Origin of the sequence: Aquabacterium sp., from assembly GCF_048860245.1 — a bacterium.
In the GTDB taxonomy this organism is placed as follows: Bacteria; Pseudomonadota; Gammaproteobacteria; order Burkholderiales; family Burkholderiaceae_C; genus Aquabacterium.
The window spans coordinates 1-15,934 of the sequence record NZ_JBLIZW010000012.1; the positions used below are offsets into that span (position 1 = coordinate 1).

Below are 15,934 nucleotides of genomic sequence, written 5' to 3' on the forward strand. Positions count from 1 at the left end.
GTGCCGTGTTTTTGCCGGCGCGGCAGGGGAGCTTGCAAGTCGAGATGCTGGCGGCCGCGCGGCGTCATGCGTTGGTCGCGACCCGCATCGGCAGTGATCTGCCTTCTTTGCTTCGTGAAGTGGCTGCGGGCCATGCCCCCGTGGTGCTGCTCAATCTGGGCTTGAGTGTTCAGCCACTGTGGCATTACGCCGTGGTCGTGGGATACGACCTGCGCGCGGGTGAAGCGGTGCTGCGCTCCGGTACCACCGAACGACAGATCCTGCCTTTGTCGACCTTGGAGTTCAGTTGGGCGCGTTCGGGGAACTGGGCATTTGTGGTGTTGCCGCCAGGGCAGTTGCCCGTGACGTCGGACGAGGCGGCGGTCACCGAAGCACTGGTGGCCTTTGAGCGCGTGGCGCCGGCGACCGAAGCTGCGCGTGCCTATGAGCCGGCCCTGACCCAGTGGCCCGACAGCTTGCTGCTGGGCTTGGGGCGCGCCAACAGCCTCTATGCGGCGGGGCAAACAGACCTTGCGGCGCAGCAATACCAACGCGTGCTGCAAAAGCATGACAGTGCCGCAGCCTGGAACAACTGGGCCACCTTGCTCAGCGAACGCGGGGATTGGGACGCAGCTCACGATGCGGCCATGCGCGCCGTGTCGCGTGCACGCACAGCAGAGCCAGAGTGGCTGGGCGCAGCACAAGCCACCTTGGCCGATATCCTGGCGAAGCAGCCTGCCGCGGCCTCAGTGCGCTGACATGGGGGTGGCCATGACCACCTGGTCGCGGCCCATGCTCTTGGCAGAGTAGAGCGCTGCATCGGCGGCACGGATGAGGTCCTGAGGCTCCGATTGCGCTGCAGGATGGTGGCAATACATGCCGATGCTGACGCGCACGCCGATGTCTTCGCCGTCGTGGTGAACGTTTTGCTCGGCGATGGCTTCGCGCAAGGTTTCTGCCAACAGCTTGCCGCCCGCCTCATCGGTGTTGGGCAGCACGATGAGGAACTCTTCGCCCCCCAGTCGTCCGACCAGGTCTTGCGTGCGCAGGCGTTCGCGGATGGTTTGCCCGACGGTGGTCAGGACATGGTCGCCCGCGAGGTGTCCGTAGGTGTCGTTGACCTGTTTGAAATGATCGACGTCCAGCATCAGGATGGTCAGCGGATGCTGGCTCCGCTCGGCCAGTGCGAGCTGACGGCGCAAGGCATCCAGGATGGCGCGCCGATTGGGCAAACGGGTGAGGACATCCTCCATCGCCAGGGTGCGTGTGGATTCGCGGGCACGTTCCTCGGCCATCAAGATGAAGCCGGTCATGTAGAGCGTCAACGTCACGAAACTGGATGCGAACGTGATGATCAGGAGCCAGTCGCTGGTCAGCAGGGTGAACAAACGGGCCGGACCGGTGATGGCGGTGGAGATGCGTACCAGCAAGCCTACGCTGATCACCAGGGTGCCCAGCGCCACCAGATTGGCGCCGCGGCTGGGTTGCTGGCGCCCGTATTGAAACAGGGTGGCAAGGATGGCCAGGTGCTCGCACAGCACCACGGACGAGGTCAGGATCACCCGGTTGGGCGCATCGTCCATGAGTAGGATCAGGCCGGGCACCAAGAACAGAAGCGGGATGCCCACGATGGGAAGACGCCGGGGGCGCTGACCGTAGAACAGTCGCAGCGAGACCAGAATGCCGCTGACCGCCATGGCCAGCACAGTGTTGCCCACCACGATGGACAAGAAGTCCGGGATCTGGTCTCGGAGGATGAAGAGGATGTACGCCACGGCATTGCCCAGCATCGCCCAGGCGATCGGGGTCAGGCTGCGGCGAGCAGGCCCCCGCAACACATAGAGCAACGCCAAACCCACGGTCAGGCTGACCGTGATCTGGAGCAGCAGCAGGGTTGGCAGATGCAGTGTCATCCGGTCAGTCTCGCATAATCCTTCATGAACGGTTGAAGGTGATACATGGCTTACACGATCGAAATGGCAAACCAGGCCGCACAAGTGTTGGTGGCGCGTCGTCGCCACGGTATGGCTGGTGACGTGTTGCCGCCAGCTTGCCGCCCTCAGACGCTGGAGGCAGCGCTGCAAGTGCAGGCTGCCGTGACCGACTTGCTCGCCGCTGAAACGGGTGATGGGGTCTGCGGCTGGAAGTGCGGCCTACCTTCTCCCGATAAGGTGGTGGTTGCCCCGATTTACGGACACAGTCTGCAACATCACGAGCCTTGTTTGGTGTGGGCCACGCAGTCGCAAGTGAAGATTGAGCCAGAGTTGGCATTTCTGATGGGGCGCGACTTGCCGCCTTGTGGGCGAGCGTACACACCGCAAGACATTGACGCTGCCATTGCCTCCACGCACCTTGCCCTGGAATTGATCCATGACCGCTATGCGGCCGATGCCGGCGCACAGTTTGCGGATCGCCTGGCCGATGGTTTGGTCAATCAGGGCTTGTGGTTGGGGCCAGCGATTCCATCCGAACAGGGCGTGCAGGCGCATCAGATCGACATCCGGATGGATGTGGACGACTGCCCCGGAGAGGTGGTGAAGGGCGTGCATCCTGCCCCGCAGCCAAGGGACCCTCTGTATTGGCTGGTCAACCACCTGTGCGAACGGGGCCTGACCCTGAAGGCCGGGCAAGTGGTCATCACTGGTTCATACGCCGGTGCGCCTTGGGTGCCTGTCGATAAGTCAGTGCAAGTGCATTTCATGGGGTTGGGCGTGGTGTCCACGCGCTTCGTGGCGCGTGGGGCTTGACCCGGCCCTTAACCAAGCCCTTAACCGCTGCATCGGCACTGTCCTGTGCCTCCACATCCGCCAGAGGCCTGGCTGTGGTGTGGGTGTTGGTACAGCTCATTCATGACTTGTACGCGGTCACGCAGGTCGGCCAGAATGTCCTCTGCCTGCTGCGCGTCAAAGTCCGCGTGATACGCCTTTTTCACACCTTCCTGGCCAAGCTGGATGTGGACGGTTGGCCGGATGTCGTGACGCGCCAGGCAGGCGCTGGCGCATCCGAGGATGCAACCGTCGATGGCCATCACCGGTCTGCCGGTTTGCTGCGCTTCCTGGGCTTTGCGTACCAAGCTGGGGACGCCTCCGCCGACACCGGCGATGCATGACATTTCGGCGTAGCCCTCGCGGTCCAGCCGGACGGCCAGATGATTGGCCAATTGCGCGGCGCTGGAGCAACCCGAGCAGGCGTAGACCAGTGTGAGTGAATCGGTGTTGGCGGACGACATGGCAGGAAACTCCAGGCAGGTGTCAGGGAAGGCTAGCGTGGGTGTCGCTGTTGCCAAGACCGGGCTGCACTGGCAACCGTGAGGGCAAATAGCAGCAGCGACAATGCGTTCAGCGTGGCGCCCATGGCTTTCCATTCGGGCCGGAGTGCGCCGCCCCCCAAACGCCACAGCAGCGACAAGTGAAGGGCGAGGAGCGGGACATAGAAGCGGCGATCAAAGTGCAGCTTGATGCCTGCCACCGCCGGAAGGATGACCGGCGCGTGTCCCATCACCATGCTGACGATGAACCCCAGGCCCAGCCCATGCAAAGCGGCGTCTCGGGTGGGGGCGCCGTTGGCGTAGGTCATCCAGCTCAGACCCGCCGCGAGCAGCCAGATGTAGCCGCCGAGCAAACAAATGGCCATGTAGCGACTCAGCCCGTGTGCGCGCACGGTTTGCCGGGCGATGTCGAAGCATCCCAGCCAGCCGGCAAGCGCCACGAGGCTGAGGCCAAAAGCGACGCCACCTTGCCTGGGGTCGTACAGTGTGGTGATCACGCTGAGGACCTGCATGGCAACGATCAGCATCAGCAGCGGTGATGCCCAGGCTGGCCGCTTGAGCAGTCGCGACATTTCCAGTCGCTCGGCGGCGATGGTCAGGGTCAGAAAGCTGAACCAACTGGCCACGGTGACATCCTGCAGTCCGAGCCAGGCAAAACACAGGTTGCCGGCGCCCCACATGCCTCCTGCGATCAGCAGCAACCAGGTGTGTGTGGCGGCTTGCTTGCGCACGATGGCGGCGTTGACCACGGCAAACATCCCGCTGGCAAGCAGGGCGGCGGTGGTGCCCAGTGTGACCTGACCGGTCAACCAGGCGCCTGCCGCTCCAGCAGTCAGGAGTGGGGAAGCAAAGGCCCAGGGACGGCGCAGGGCGACCGCACGCTCCACGCCGATCACCGTGCCGAAGAAGCCGCACATCATCAGGGCGGCATGCAGGGCCACGGCTTGCCCGCCCCAGGCGGATGAAGCCAGCGATGGCGGCCATGACACGCCCGCTCGAAGCAGGCCACCGATGATGCCGCTGAACAGACTGATGGCCACCCATGCCATCAGCACCAGGCGCCAGATCCCTGCATGCGCGTGGTGAGCGGGCTGGGCGCGACGTCGAGCAGTCTCCACCATGGCGTCACCACTTCATGAAGCGGCGGGCCTGGGCGCTCATGCGTTCAGGCGTCCAGGCTGGGTCCCAGCACAACTCGATCTCGATGTCCATGTCGAGCGGCAGGACCTGTTCCAGCTCGGCATAGGCGTCATCCAAAATCACGTCGGTCACCGGGCAGGCTGCCGACGTCATGGTCATCAGGATGTGGGCATGGGTCTCCTGTACGGTGACGCGATAGACCAACCCCACATCCAGGATGGACAGCGCCACCTCGGGGTCCACCACCTTGCGCAGCGCACGAGCGATGGGTTCTTGCCAGTGCTCAGGGCCTTCGTAGGCGAACCGCGGTGCGTCGGTGAGTGATGGGGTCTCGCTCATGCTGTTTCCCGAGGGAAGAAGAGCACTTCGTGCAGTGCCGCGCGGTTACGCGTGATGTCGGCCAGGGTGTAGTGATTCAGTTGGGCGTAAAAAGCCTGAGTGGCTTCGCGCAGGGCGCCACGCAGCAGGCAGACCGGATCAATCACGCAGGTGTGACGTTCCGGATCGAAACACTCGGCGGGCATGGATGCACCCTCGGTGCTTTGCACGACGTCGCCAATGCGGATGTCTGACGGTGCGCGCCCCAAACCCATGCCACCGCCTTTGCCGCGTACCGTGCTGAGGTATTGGCTCTTGCTCAGGTGGTGTACGACTTTGGTCAGATGGCTTTCGGACACCTCAAAAGCTCGAGCGATTTCGGCAATCGTGGCGCGACGCTCCGGGTCGGTGGCCAGGTAGATCAACACGCGCAAGCTGTAGTCGGTGAACTGGGTGAGCTTCATGGTCCGCATCATAAGATTCATTTGAAAAGAATCTTTTGAGTTGACTCAAGCTTCATCATGCGCACCGGGGGTGAGGGGTACCATTCCCAATCTGACTGTTTGCTGCTTGTGTGCCCATGCGTGCCCCTGAAAAAATCACTGCTTTGTCTGCCCGATGGGTCAAGCCACTGGCGTTGGCGGGGGCGTTGGCCGCTGTCTGGACCGTGGGGGTGGGTGTCTGGTTGCCTGGCTTTGTTCGTACCAAGGCCGAAGTGGCTGCCACCGACGCGCTCGGGACACCGGTACACATCGGTGCGCTGCACATTCAGCCGTGGACCTTGTCCGTGTCCGCCGACGATGTGGTCATGGGGCCGCCCGGGGCGGAGTGGTTCAAGCTCAAGCAGGCACACGTTCAACTCTCGCTGGAATCGGTGTGGCGTCTGGCGCCAGTGGTGCGTCGTGTTCAGCTGACGGCGCCCGAGTTCTGGCTGGAGCGGCAGTCCGCGCAGCGGTTCAACATCAGCCCGGTGATCGACAAGCTGATGGCGCCGTCACCCAAGCCGAAGCCGGCGGGTGAGCCGGTTCGGTTCGCTGTGTTCAATGTGGCGCTGACCGATGGCGTCATCCGCTACACCGATCGGGTGCTGAAGCAAGAGCATGTGATCGACCAATTGCACCTGGGCGTGCCCTTTGTGTCCAATCTGCCCAGTCAGATCGATGTGGAGGTGGTGCCGGAGTTGAAGGCGCGCATCGATGGCAGCCCGCTGAGCCTTCAGGGCAAGGTGCTGCCGTTCCAGGCAGGGCACCGCTCCGAAATCAAGCTGGACTGGCAGTCGGTGGACGTGGCGCATTGGCTGGGTGCGGCGCAGCCCTTCCTGCCTGCTGCACTGGGCCTGAAGCCTGGGCAAGGCAAGCTGGACACCGCCTTGACCGTGCGATTCGAGCAGCGCCCCGCGCCAGCCGTTGCCTCGTTGTCCATCCAGGGGGGCGTGCAGTTGAGCCAGTTGGCCCTGACCGTCGCGCATGCACCGGCTTTGGGTCAGGTGGAGGTGGGCTGGCGCCAGTTCAAGCTGGACGGTCTGGATGCGCGTCCGCTGGAGCAGCAGGCCCGCGTGGCCTCGGTCATGCTGGATGGTCTGACGTTGAAGGCGCGGCCCGTCGTGGGCGCTGTGTCGCCCGCGTCTGACAAGGCTGCGCCGGTGGTCTCGCCCCCGGCTTCCTCCTCCTCGCCGGCTTGGCGTTGGTCGGTGGCCAAACTTCAGTTGGTGACCGATGCGGTGGATGTGCAGACCGAGGCCGATGCGCCTTGGCCTCGTCTGGATCGCATTCAGGTTCAGGCCGGCGGGTTGACCTCGGATCCCAAGTCCGCCCCCGCCACTTGGCAGGTGGATGTGGCCGATCAGCATGGGGCCAAGCTGCACGGGCAGGGCCAGATTCAGGTGGCACAGCAGCACGTGGTGGCCGCGTTGGCGCTGGATCATGCCCACATCCCCGCCTGGCTGGCGCCCATCGCACGCGGCTTGGCGCTGCCGGTCCAGATTCAGCAGGGCGAGTTGGCCGTGCAGACCAAGGTGGATGCCCGCTTTCAGCGGGATCCAGCCATCCAGTGGGCAGATGGCGTGATCCGCCTGCAGAACGTGCAGACCCAAGCCTCGTCATCGCGTGTCAAGGACCAGATCAAAGTGGCGGGCTTGGCGGTCGATGGCCTGGCGGGTGAGCTGTCTCTGGCGTCGGAGGCCAAGGGCTTGAAGCGACTGGACGTGGCCTCGGTGACCTTGGACCAATTGGATGCTCAGCTCACACGCGGAGCCCAAGGAACGTGGCTGGGCATGCCTGCCAGCCCGGCCAAACCGGCCAGTCGTGCCGCCGCGAACAAGGCGGCTTCGCCGGTGGTGGCGCTCAAGTTGTTGCGCTGTCAGACCTGCCGTGTACAAGTGACCGACCAGACGGTGACGCCTGCAGCGGTGTTGTCGGTGCAAAAGACGGATCTGTCCGTTCAGAACCTGTCCACCGATTTGTCTCAGACGCTGACCGTGGACCTGCGCGCGCTGGCCCAAGGGCAGGGTCGCATCAACGTGCAAGGAGATGTGCGTCCGCAGCCCTTGTTGGTCAAGGCCAAATTGGGCGTGGCGGGCGTGGATTTGCGTGCTCTGCAGTCCTACATCGATCCCCACGTCAACATTCAACTGGCAGCGGCCAAGGCGCAAGCCGACGGACGCCTGGTCTTGCAGGACGATGCGCGCAAGGGCTTGTCTGCGCGCTACCAAGGGCGTCTGGGCTTGACCGATCTGCGCGTGTTGGACCGTGTGAACGATGCGGACTTTCTCAGCTGGCGCAGCCTCACCCTGGACAAAACCAATTTGGGCTGGGCTGATGGGCAGATCGATGCCGACCTGGGCAAAATGGCGCTGCAATCCTTCTACGGTCGGGTGATCATCAACCCGAACGGTCAGCTGAATTTGGCCAGCATCGCCAAGCGCGAGGCCGGTGCTGCGCCCAAGTCCCTGACCACGCCGGAGCCTGCCGCACCCGCCCCCGTAGCCGTGTCGTCTGCGTCTTCGGCCGCGGCGCCGGCGGTCCCTGCTGCCGCACCGATGAAGCTGCGCTGGCAAGGCATTCAATTGTCCAAGGGCCGCATTGACTTCACTGACAACTTCATCAAGCCCAATTACTCGGCCGACCTGACGCGCATCGAGGGGGCAATTTCTGCGGTGGCGTCCGACAAGCCAGAACCCGCCACCGTGAGTGTGGCGGGCGCCGTGGACGACGGAGCTCCCCTGCAAATCACCGGTCAACTGCATCCCTTGGGGCCTCGGCTGTACACCGATATTCAGGGCAGTGCCAAAGGCATTGAGCTGACGCGCCTGACGCCCTATGCCGCCCGCTATGCCGGCTACAACATCGAGAAAGGCTCGCTGTCGGTCAATGTCCACTACAAGGTGGACGGCGGCAAGCTGGAGGCCGACAACAAAATCTTCTTGGACCAACTGACCTTTGGCGACAAGACCGACAGCCCGGATGCCACCAAGTTGCCCGTGCTGTTTGCAGTCTCTCTGTTGAAGAACACGCGCGGCGAAATCGACATCAACCTGCCCATTTCGGGCTCGTTGGATGACCCACAGTTTTCGGTCGGCGGCATCATCTGGCGGGTGTTCGTGAACCTTATCACCAAGGCCGTGACGGCCCCGTTCTCGCTGCTTTCCGGTGGCGGGGGCGACGAATTGGGTTTCGTGCCCTTTGAGGCGGGTTCGGCGGTGTTGTCCGATGCGGCGCGTCAACGTCTGGATGCCCTGGCGGGCAAACTCAATGACCGTCCGGCGCTGAAGCTGGAGGCCACGGGTCGAGCCGATCCGGCCGTGGATGTGGACGGTTTGCGGCAAGCCCATGTGGACCGGCTGATGCGCGTGGCCAAGGCCAAGGCGACCGGGCAGTCGCCCGATGACGTGAGCGTGGGCGCGGACGAGCGTGACACGTGGCTGACCGCTGCCTACAAGGCGGCCGACATCAAAAAGCCGCGCAATCTGGTGGGCCTGGCCAAGTCGCTACCCTCGGCTGACATGTTGGCTTTGCTGAAGGCGTCTGCCCCGGTGGGGCCGGAGGTGTTGCGGGACCTGGCTGACACGCGGGGCAATGCCGTGAAGGCCTACCTGTCCGCGCGGATCTCGCCTGAGCGTGTGCTGCTGACCGCGTCCAAGGTCGGGGTCGAGGGATTGGCCCAAGACAAGGGGCCCAGCTCGCGGGTGCAGTTCGATATCAAATGATGAAATGACCGCCGGGCGTGGGGCGTGATTACCGCACGGCCCCTGTCGGGTCTTGCGGGGATGGGACTTTCCTCTTGGTGCGCCGCTGCCGATAATGACTGCAAGCCATCCCTTGGGGTCATCATGAGTGCCATTTCATCCATTGCCTTATCGGGTGTGCAGGCGGCTTCGACCCGGCTCGATGCGGCCTCGCACAACATTGCGAACACGCAAACCGAGCGATTCCACCGTCAGGTGGTCAACCAGCAAAGCCAGGAGTCGGGCGGTGTGACGGCAACCGTTGCACAGGCCGATGAGGTGGGCGCAGATCTGGCGGCCGACTTGGTCGAACAAAAGATGGCCAGCTACACCTACCGGGCCAATCTGCGCAGCATCCAGACCGAAGAACAGATGATGGGCAGCCTGCTCGACATCAAAGCTTGAGCCCGCGGTGCGGCCTCACCGGCGAGTTGCGCGGTGATGCGTCAGAATCGACAGCCTCATTGCTGTGAATGTCTGGCCCGTGACCGCGCCCCGCCGATTGATTGCTCACCTTGACATGGATGCGTTTTACGCATCGGTCGAGTTGTTGCGTTACCCCGAACTGAAAGGCCAGCCCATCGTCATTGGGGGCAGCCGTCGGCAAGCGGGTGGGGCATCGAGCCCGAGCGGCGAACCGGTTCAGCACGCACGGTTGCGTGACTACGCCGGGCGCGGGGTCATCACCACAGCCACTTACCCCGCGCGTGCGCTCGGTGTGCATTCAGGCATGGGCTTGATGAAAGCGGCCTTGTTGGCGCCGGATGCCATCTTGCTGCCGATGGACTTCGAGTCCTATCGTCACCACTCGCGCCTGTTCAAAGCGGCCGTGGCCGAGATCGCCCCCGTGGTGGAAGATCGGGGCATCGACGAAATCTACATTGACCTGACCGACGTGCCGGGCGCGCAGGACGCCATCGACGGTGACCCGCTGGGCGGTGTACGCCAACTGGCCCGACGGCTCAAGGACGCGGTGACCCGGGCCACCGGCCTGACCTGCTCGATCGGGGTCACGCCCAACAAGCTGCTGGCCAAGCTGTGTTCGGACCTGGATAAGCCCGATGGCCTCACGGTGCTGATGGCCGATGAGATCCCGTCCCGCATCTGGCCGCTGCCCGCCAGCCGCATCAACGGCATTGGTCCCAAGGCCAACGAGCGTCTGGCGGCCCTGGGTATCCACACGATCGGCGAGCTGGCCGCCACCCCGCTGCACACCTTGTTGGCCGAGTTCGGCAGTCAGTACGGACACTGGCTGCACGATGCCGCCCATGGGCGCGATGACCGGCCCGTGGTGACCTGGCGTGAGCCCAAATCCATGAGCCGTGAAACCACCTTTGAGCGCAACCTGCATCCCCGTGAGGACCGTGCCTTGCTCACGCCCATCTTCACCCGCTTGTGTGAACAGGTGGCCGCTGACCTGGCGCGCAAGGACTATGTGGGCCGCACCGTCGGGGTCAAGCTCAAGTACGACGACTTCCGCACGGTGACCCGCAGCCTCACGATGCCAACGCCCACTCGCGAGGCGTCGGTCATCCGGCAGTGGGCGGGGCGTTGCCTCAAAACGGTGCCCCTGGACCAGCGCCTGCGCTTGCTGGGGGTGAAGATGGAAGGGTTGCTCAAGGCCGATGCCGCACAGGCCGAAGCCGACGTGGACCCGACGCCCGAGTTGCCGTTGTTCGAGCCCGCCATGGGCGACAATCCTTGATTCCCTGGTGATCGGAGTTCCCATGAAACGACTGAGCTTGTGCCTGTTGATGTTGCCCGCCTTGTCAGCGTGCTCGGTCCTGAGCGTGGCCGATGCCGCCGTCAGTGTCGCGTCGACCGCCGTGAGCGTGGGGGCGACCGTGGTGGGCACGGCGGTGGATGTGACCGCTGCAGGCGTCAAGGCCGCGACCGGCACGAATGAGGCGCCGCGATCTGACGAACAGTCCCCGGCTGCAGCACACTGAGCGGGCGATGCCGGTGCGCCATCGGGTTCAGATCCTGCCGGCTGGGACGGTGTTCGAGGTCCAGCCCGGGCAGACCATTCTGGAGGCCGCGCTGGCCGCTGGCCTGAACTGGCCCCGCTCCTGCCGGTCGGGTGCGTGCCGTACCTGCATGTGTCAGATCGAATCGGGGCGTGTCCGCTACCGCATGGAATGGCCCGGCGTCAGCCCGGAGGAAAAGGAATGGGGCTGCATGCTGCCCTGCGTGGCCGAACCCGACTCCGATCTGGTCTTGCGGCAGGTCTGACGTCAGGCGCCTGCCACAGCAGGCACAATGGCAGGTTGGCGTTCGTGTTCTGAAGTCTTCACCCTCTTGTCCACCATGTTTTGGACCTCTATTGACCGTTTGCTGGATCATTTGCGTCCCCGTCGCCAGTTGGCGGTGATGCTGGCCGATGCCCTGTTGATCCTGCTGGCCTGGCACACCACCTACCTGTTTCGCATGGGGGTCGAGCGCTGGCTGTACGAGCGTCCGGCTTACGACTGGGCTGTGGTGCTGGGCGTGATCGCTGTCTACAGCGCCGTATCCTGGGCCCTGGGCGTGCCGCGTGCCAGCTGGCGCTACGTCGGCTTCCACGACATCACGCGTTTGGCCTGGGTGTGCTTGGGCGCGGGTCTGGCCAGCGCGGTGGTGGTGCTGATGGCGCAACTGGTCGAGGTGCCCCGTGCGGTGCTGGCCTTGCATCCGGTGCTCACCCTCATCAACCTGGCCTTGGCGCGCATGACGGTGCGCATGCTCAGCGAATCGTCTCGGGCGCGGCGCACCGGGGCGCACACCAACGGCCAGCGGGCACTGGTCTTGGGGGCTGGCGCTGCGGGGAAGTTGCTGATTGCCGGCATCCAGCACCGTGGCTGGACGGTGGTGGGCTTGCTCGACGACGATCCACGCAAGCAGGGCGCCCGCATTGCCGGGGTGCCCGTGCTGGGCGGCCTGGACCTGCTGACCGATGCCCGCAACCTTGAAGACGCCACCCACTTGGTCTTGGCCATGCCCTCGGCCAGTGTCGAGCAACGCAAGCGGGTGCTGGCGCTGGCTTCAGCCACCGGTTTGCCCGTGGTCACCGTGCCATCGGCTGACGAGTTGCGTGAAGGTCGCTCCCGCGTGGACCGGGTCCGCGACATCGAGCCTGAAGATGTCCTGGGGCGTGAGCCCGTCAAGCTCGACGAAAACGCGGTCTCTAGTCTGATCAGCGGCCGTGCTGTGTTCGTGACCGGGGCAGGGGGCTCCATCGGGTCCGAGTTGTGCCGGCAAATCGCCCGGTTCGGTCCGAGCCGCATCATCCTGTTTGAACTCAGCGAGTTTGCCCTGTACCAGGTCGAGCAAGACCTCGGCGAGCGCTTCCCGCACCTGCCCCTGGTGCGCCTGGTCGGTGACGTCAAGGACCTGTCGGCCTTGCGTCGCGCCATGCAATTGCATCAGCCGGATCTGGTCTTCCATGCCGCGGCGTACAAGCACGTTCCCTTGATGGAAGACGACAACGCCTGGATGGCCTTGCGCAACAACACGCTGGGCACCTACCTGGCGGCGCAGGCCGCAGCCGAGTGCGGGGTCAAGCGATTTGTGCTGATCTCGACCGACAAGGCCGTGAACCCCACCAACGTCATGGGCGCCACCAAGCGTGCCGCCGAAATGGTGGTGTCGCACTGGGCCACCAAAGCGCCCGGCACCCGCTACATGGCGGTGCGCTTCGGCAACGTGCTGGGCTCCAGCGGCAGCGTCATCCCCAAGTTCAAAGAACAGATCGCCAAGGGTGGACCCGTGACGGTCACGCACCCCGAGATCACCCGCTACTTCATGACCATCCCCGAAGCCGCGCAATTGGTTTTGCAGGCAGCGGCCCTGGCCGAGTCGGGGCAGGTGTTCGTGATGGACATGGGGCAGTCGGTCAAGATCGCCGACCTGGCCCGCGAGCTGATTCGCCTGAGCGGTCACACCGAGGCCGAGAGCCCCATCGTCTTCAGCGGCCTGCGCCCGGGCGAAAAGCTCTACGAAGAACTGCTGGCCGATGCCGACACTACGCTGCCCACGCCTCACCCCCGCCTGCGTCTGGCGCAGTTGCGCGGTGAGTTGCCTGCCGACTGGATGGAGCGTCTCATGGCGTTGGCGTCGGATGATGCGGCCGCCACACCCTCGGTGCTGCGTGCCCGCTTGCACGACCTGGTGCCCGAATACGCGCCTCGCTGATCAGTGATCCAGCAGGTCGTTGATTTGCGCCAGCAGCTTGGGCATGTTGACCGGCTTGGTGATGTAGTCGAGGGCGCCGGCCTGCTTGGCTGCTTCGATCTGGGCGGGCAGCGCATCGGCTGAAATCACCAGAACCGGAATTTTGCTGGTCTCCGGCTGGGACTTGAGGATGTGCAGGACCTCCATGCCCGGCACATCGGGCAGGTGCATGTCGAGCAGGATCAGGTCTGGCCGACGTGTCTGCGTGTGCTGTTTCAGCAAGGCCAGGCCTTCTTCTGACGTGGGGGTGACGGTGACCGTCAGGTCGGGGCGCGTCATCAGGGCCACGCGGATCAACTCGCCATTGACCTGGTTGTCTTCGATGTACAGCACATGCTTGGGTGCTGGCGCGGCACGCGGTGCGGTCGTGGCGTCCTGAAACACGGCTGTTGTGGCAGGCGTCTCTGGCATCTGCACGTTGGCAGCAGGCAGCGTCAGCGTGAAAGTGCTGCCAACATGATCTTGGCTGCTGACCTCCAGCGTGCCGCCCATCAACGCGGCCAGGTGCCGACTGATGACGAGGCCGATGCCGGTGCCATCCGGCGTGTTGCGTTCACGGCCCAGGCGGTTGAACGGCTGGAACAAGGACGACAGCTGCTGATCGCTCATGCCCAAGCCTGTGTCCGCCACGATGAAGTGTGTGAGCGGGTGTCCCTGGGCATCACGAGATTGTTGAACTCTGACTGTCACGGAGCCGTCCGGCTTGTTGTACTTGATGGCGTTGCTCACCAGATTGGTCAGGATCTGACGGAGCCGGGTGGCGTCCGCCTGCACGCCCCAACTCGCCGGGACCTGGTCGGGCCAATTCAGATGGATGCCTTGTTTGCGGGCCATCTCGTCAAACAGGTTGGCAACGGATTGCAGCGCCTCTGTCAGCGGGATGGCGGTGGTTTCCAGCCGCAAGGTGCCGGTGTCCATGCGCGACAGATCCAGGACGTCGTCGATCATGTCCAGCAAATGCCAACCGGCTTGCTGGATCTGCTTGGTGCGCCGCAACTGCGCGCCCTCCAGCGGGTTTTGCTTGTCCAGTTCCATCACCTGCGCAAACCCGAGCACAGCGTTCAGCGGCGTCCGCAGTTCATGACTCATGCGAGACAGGAAGTCACTCTTGGCGCGATTGGCGGCTTCGGCCTGACGTGCCAACTCCTTGGCCTCGTCACGCGCCTGTTCCAGTCGGCGCGTGTGACCGGTCATGGCCAGCAGCAGTGCCGCCAGTGCCGTGCTGAGAAATGCCCCTCCTGCCGCCGCCAACCAATAGGTGCCACCGCCACCCGGAATCGGGATCGGTCCTTTGGCCCAGATGTCCAATTCCCATGTCCGCTGCGCAAACGAAATGGGGACAACGGTGCGGTGAACTTTGGCACTGGCGGGAACGCCCGCATGGCATGCCGCATCGCCGCCCAGCAACTGGCGCTGACCTTCGGCGTACTCGAAGAGGCAGGCATCGATGTACGCCGGTGCGCCCTCCATCATCGATTGCATCATGTCGTCCATGCGCACAGCCAGAAACACCGCACCGATCGCCGCGCGACGGCGCTCTTCAATCGACTCTGTTTTCCCTTGGTAAATCGCTCGGTAGACAGCCATGCCCCGCTGATGCCCGCTTTCCTGCGCCAGTTTCATGGCCTGCGACGCCACCGCCATGCCGGTGTCACGCGCCCGCTCATAAGCCTCGCGGGAGGCAGGTCGTGACAGCAGATTGAAACCAAACGCGCGCAGATTCTTGTCCTGAGGTTCGGCGTAGGTGATCGCGACCACCTCATCGCCCGCCGGCGGCACCCGTCCTTCGTCAAAGGTCCGATAGTCCGGCAAGCCAGACTGTCGCTGACGCGCTTCAAACGAAGCCAATGCCGAGGCCGCGACCCGCGCTTCCCATCCCAGAGCTTGCACGCCGCCCAAGGAGTTCAGCCAATAGTGGGACGCTTGCTTGAACTCGCTGCGCGTCACCTCGTCCGATGCTTCCATCAAACCTGCCATGCTTTCCAAGGCATGCAGGTAGCCGGTCAGCCGCAGCTCCACCGCCTTGGCGGTTGAATCAACCGCTTGCGCAAAGACGGCATCCTTGCGTTCGATCTCCCAGTCTTGTACCTGCCGGATGGACAAGGTCAGGGCCAGCGCCGTGATGGCCAGTGGCAGGGCTACGCGCCGACGACGAGGTCGCCATACTTCAGCAGGCTGCGCCACCAAGGGCAACATGATGGGAACGCCGACCAGCACGCCCAAGGCATCGCCCGCCCACCAGCCGACAAAAATGTGCGGGGCAGCCTGCCAAGGCAAACCATTGAGCATGACCATGGTCATGCACGCCACGCTGGCACTGGTCAGACACGCTATCGGTCCGACCAGCAGCAGAAACCGCACGGCCCGTGAAGGTCGGGTCAAATCCAGGGGGCCTGGCTCCACCCAACGTGCCAGCGCGCGCGCCACCAGCACCTGCAGCGCAGCGCCGCCTCCGATCAGCAGGGCCTGCCACAACGGTTTACCGAGCAGATCCGTGGCGCCGCTCATCCAGCTGAAGTGCAGTGTGACGATCGTGCCGGCCAGCCAGACCGGCCAGAACATGCTGGCGCCCCAGCCCAGTGCATAAGCCACCCCCAGGCCCGCCGCCAGATACACCGGCGAGACGTAGCCGTTCGGGGCGGCCAGTGACACACAGACCATGCCCGTGGCAGCGCACGTCGTCGCGGCCATCACGAACCGAAATAGCTTGGAGTCGAACTTCGAGGGCATGCGGGGCGGTGCCATGTGCGGCGGCAAGGTGACTACCTGTTTTCAGGACATACCTTAGCACCTGTAAC

The 15,934-nt window shown here is 64.1% G+C and carries 14 protein-coding genes; 8 read left to right on the forward strand and 6 right to left on the reverse strand.

The features are described from left to right. On the forward strand, window positions 1–737 hold a 737-nt coding region (locus tag ACMV18_RS01330; RefSeq protein WP_420816392.1), incomplete at its 5' end, for a PA2778 family cysteine peptidase. Here ACMV18_RS01330 and ACMV18_RS01335 read toward each other — a convergent pair. Next, window positions 726–1,892 (reverse strand): GGDEF domain-containing protein, encoded by a 1,167-nt coding sequence (locus ACMV18_RS01335; RefSeq protein WP_420816393.1) that lies wholly within the window; start codon window positions 1,890–1,892, stop codon window positions 726–728. The two genes, ACMV18_RS01330 and ACMV18_RS01335, sit on opposite strands and share 12 nt — an antisense overlap. Window positions 1,893–1,937: 45 nt before the next feature. Here ACMV18_RS01335 and ACMV18_RS01340 point away from each other — a divergent pair, with 45 nt between their 5' ends. After that, window positions 1,938–2,726 (forward strand): 2-keto-4-pentenoate hydratase, encoded by a 789-nt coding sequence (locus ACMV18_RS01340; RefSeq protein ID WP_420816394.1) that lies wholly within the window; start codon window positions 1,938–1,940, stop codon window positions 2,724–2,726. A 20-nt stretch (window positions 2,727–2,746) separates the two neighbouring features. Here ACMV18_RS01340 and ACMV18_RS01345 read toward each other — a convergent pair whose 3' ends face one another. From ACMV18_RS01345 to ACMV18_RS01360, 4 genes are read right to left on the reverse strand one after another with little or no spacing between them, the layout of a single operon-like run. Continuing rightward, a complete protein-coding gene (locus tag ACMV18_RS01345) occupies window positions 2,747–3,208 on the reverse strand; it encodes a putative zinc-binding protein (RefSeq protein WP_420816395.1) in 462 nt (153 codons plus the stop codon). 32 nt (window positions 3,209–3,240) lie between these two features. Then, window positions 3,241–4,368 carry a hypothetical protein gene (locus ACMV18_RS01350; RefSeq protein ID WP_420816396.1) on the reverse strand — a complete coding sequence of 376 codons (1,128 nt, stop codon included), beginning with the start codon at window positions 4,366–4,368 and terminating at the stop codon, window positions 3,241–3,243. 4 nt (window positions 4,369–4,372) lie between these two features. After that, the gene (locus ACMV18_RS01355) at window positions 4,373–4,726 is read right to left on the reverse strand and encodes a metal-sulfur cluster assembly factor (RefSeq protein WP_420816397.1); all 354 of its coding nucleotides are present in this window, start codon (window positions 4,724–4,726) and stop codon (window positions 4,373–4,375) included. Further along, entirely contained in the window at window positions 4,723–5,169 is a 447-nt protein-coding gene (locus ACMV18_RS01360) for an Rrf2 family transcriptional regulator (RefSeq protein WP_420816398.1), read from the reverse strand. The genes ACMV18_RS01355 and ACMV18_RS01360 overlap by 4 nt, the downstream gene beginning before the upstream one ends. Window positions 5,170–5,285: 116 nt before the next feature. On the opposite strand from ACMV18_RS01360, the gene ACMV18_RS01365 reads away from it, so the two are divergent. The 6 genes from ACMV18_RS01365 to ACMV18_RS01390 all read left to right on the forward strand — a co-directional run bounded on the left by ACMV18_RS01365 (window position 5,286) and on the right by ACMV18_RS01390 (window position 13,097). After that, entirely contained in the window at window positions 5,286–8,909 is a 3,624-nt protein-coding gene (locus tag ACMV18_RS01365) for a DUF748 domain-containing protein (protein ID WP_420816399.1), read from the forward strand. A 123-nt stretch (window positions 8,910–9,032) separates the two neighbouring features. Next, window positions 9,033–9,332 carry a flagellar basal body protein gene (locus ACMV18_RS01370; RefSeq protein ID WP_420816400.1) on the forward strand — a complete coding sequence of 100 codons (300 nt, stop codon included), beginning with the start codon at window positions 9,033–9,035 and terminating at the stop codon, window positions 9,330–9,332. A gap of 79 nt (window positions 9,333–9,411) precedes the next feature. After that, window positions 9,412–10,632 (forward strand): DNA polymerase IV, encoded by a 1,221-nt coding sequence (gene dinB / locus ACMV18_RS01375; protein ID WP_420816401.1) that lies wholly within the window; start codon window positions 9,412–9,414, stop codon window positions 10,630–10,632. A 22-nt stretch (window positions 10,633–10,654) separates the two neighbouring features. After that, a complete protein-coding gene (locus tag ACMV18_RS01380) occupies window positions 10,655–10,876 on the forward strand; it encodes a hypothetical protein (RefSeq protein WP_374257238.1) in 222 nt (73 codons plus the stop codon). A 7-nt stretch (window positions 10,877–10,883) separates the two neighbouring features. Continuing rightward, complete coding sequence (locus tag ACMV18_RS01385; RefSeq protein WP_374257240.1) at window positions 10,884–11,159, forward strand: 2Fe-2S iron-sulfur cluster-binding protein; 276 nt, start codon at window positions 10,884–10,886, stop codon at window positions 11,157–11,159. 75 nt (window positions 11,160–11,234) lie between these two features. Next, complete coding sequence (locus tag ACMV18_RS01390) at window positions 11,235–13,097, forward strand: polysaccharide biosynthesis protein (RefSeq protein WP_420816402.1); 1,863 nt, start codon at window positions 11,235–11,237, stop codon at window positions 13,095–13,097. On the opposite strand, the gene ACMV18_RS01395 is transcribed toward ACMV18_RS01390, so the two are convergent. Further along, the gene (locus tag ACMV18_RS01395) at window positions 13,098–15,866 is read right to left on the reverse strand and encodes a CHASE domain-containing protein (protein ID WP_420816403.1); all 2,769 of its coding nucleotides are present in this window, start codon (window positions 15,864–15,866) and stop codon (window positions 13,098–13,100) included. It abuts the gene before it with no gap. Window positions 15,867–15,934: the final 68 nt, after the last annotated feature.

Bases quoted from the DNA above. Each gene is read 5' to 3' on its own strand.
- ACMV18_RS01335 (WP_420816393.1), bottom strand. From the start codon at position 1,892: ATGACACTGCATCTGCCAACCCTGCTGCTGCTCCAGATCACGGTCAGC.
- ACMV18_RS01340 (WP_420816394.1), top strand. From the start codon at position 1,938: ATGGCTTACACGATCGAAATGGCAAACCAGGCCGCACAAGTGTTGGTG.
- ACMV18_RS01345 (WP_420816395.1), bottom strand. From the start codon at position 3,208: ATGTCGTCCGCCAACACCGATTCACTCACACTGGTCTACGCCTGCTCG.
- ACMV18_RS01350 (WP_420816396.1), bottom strand. From the start codon at position 4,368: ATGGTGGAGACTGCTCGACGTCGCGCCCAGCCCGCTCACCACGCGCAT.
- ACMV18_RS01355 (WP_420816397.1), bottom strand. From the start codon at position 4,726: ATGAGCGAGACCCCATCACTCACCGACGCACCGCGGTTCGCCTACGAA.
- ACMV18_RS01360 (WP_420816398.1), bottom strand. From the start codon at position 5,169: ATGAAGCTCACCCAGTTCACCGACTACAGCTTGCGCGTGTTGATCTAC.
- ACMV18_RS01365 (WP_420816399.1), top strand. From the start codon at position 5,286: ATGCGTGCCCCTGAAAAAATCACTGCTTTGTCTGCCCGATGGGTCAAG.
- ACMV18_RS01370 (WP_420816400.1), top strand. From the start codon at position 9,033: ATGAGTGCCATTTCATCCATTGCCTTATCGGGTGTGCAGGCGGCTTCG.
- ACMV18_RS01380 (WP_374257238.1), top strand. From the start codon at position 10,655: ATGAAACGACTGAGCTTGTGCCTGTTGATGTTGCCCGCCTTGTCAGCG.
- ACMV18_RS01385 (WP_374257240.1), top strand. From the start codon at position 10,884: ATGCCGGTGCGCCATCGGGTTCAGATCCTGCCGGCTGGGACGGTGTTC.
- ACMV18_RS01390 (WP_420816402.1), top strand. From the start codon at position 11,235: ATGTTTTGGACCTCTATTGACCGTTTGCTGGATCATTTGCGTCCCCGT.
- ACMV18_RS01395 (WP_420816403.1), bottom strand. From the start codon at position 15,866: ATGCCCTCGAAGTTCGACTCCAAGCTATTTCGGTTCGTGATGGCCGCG.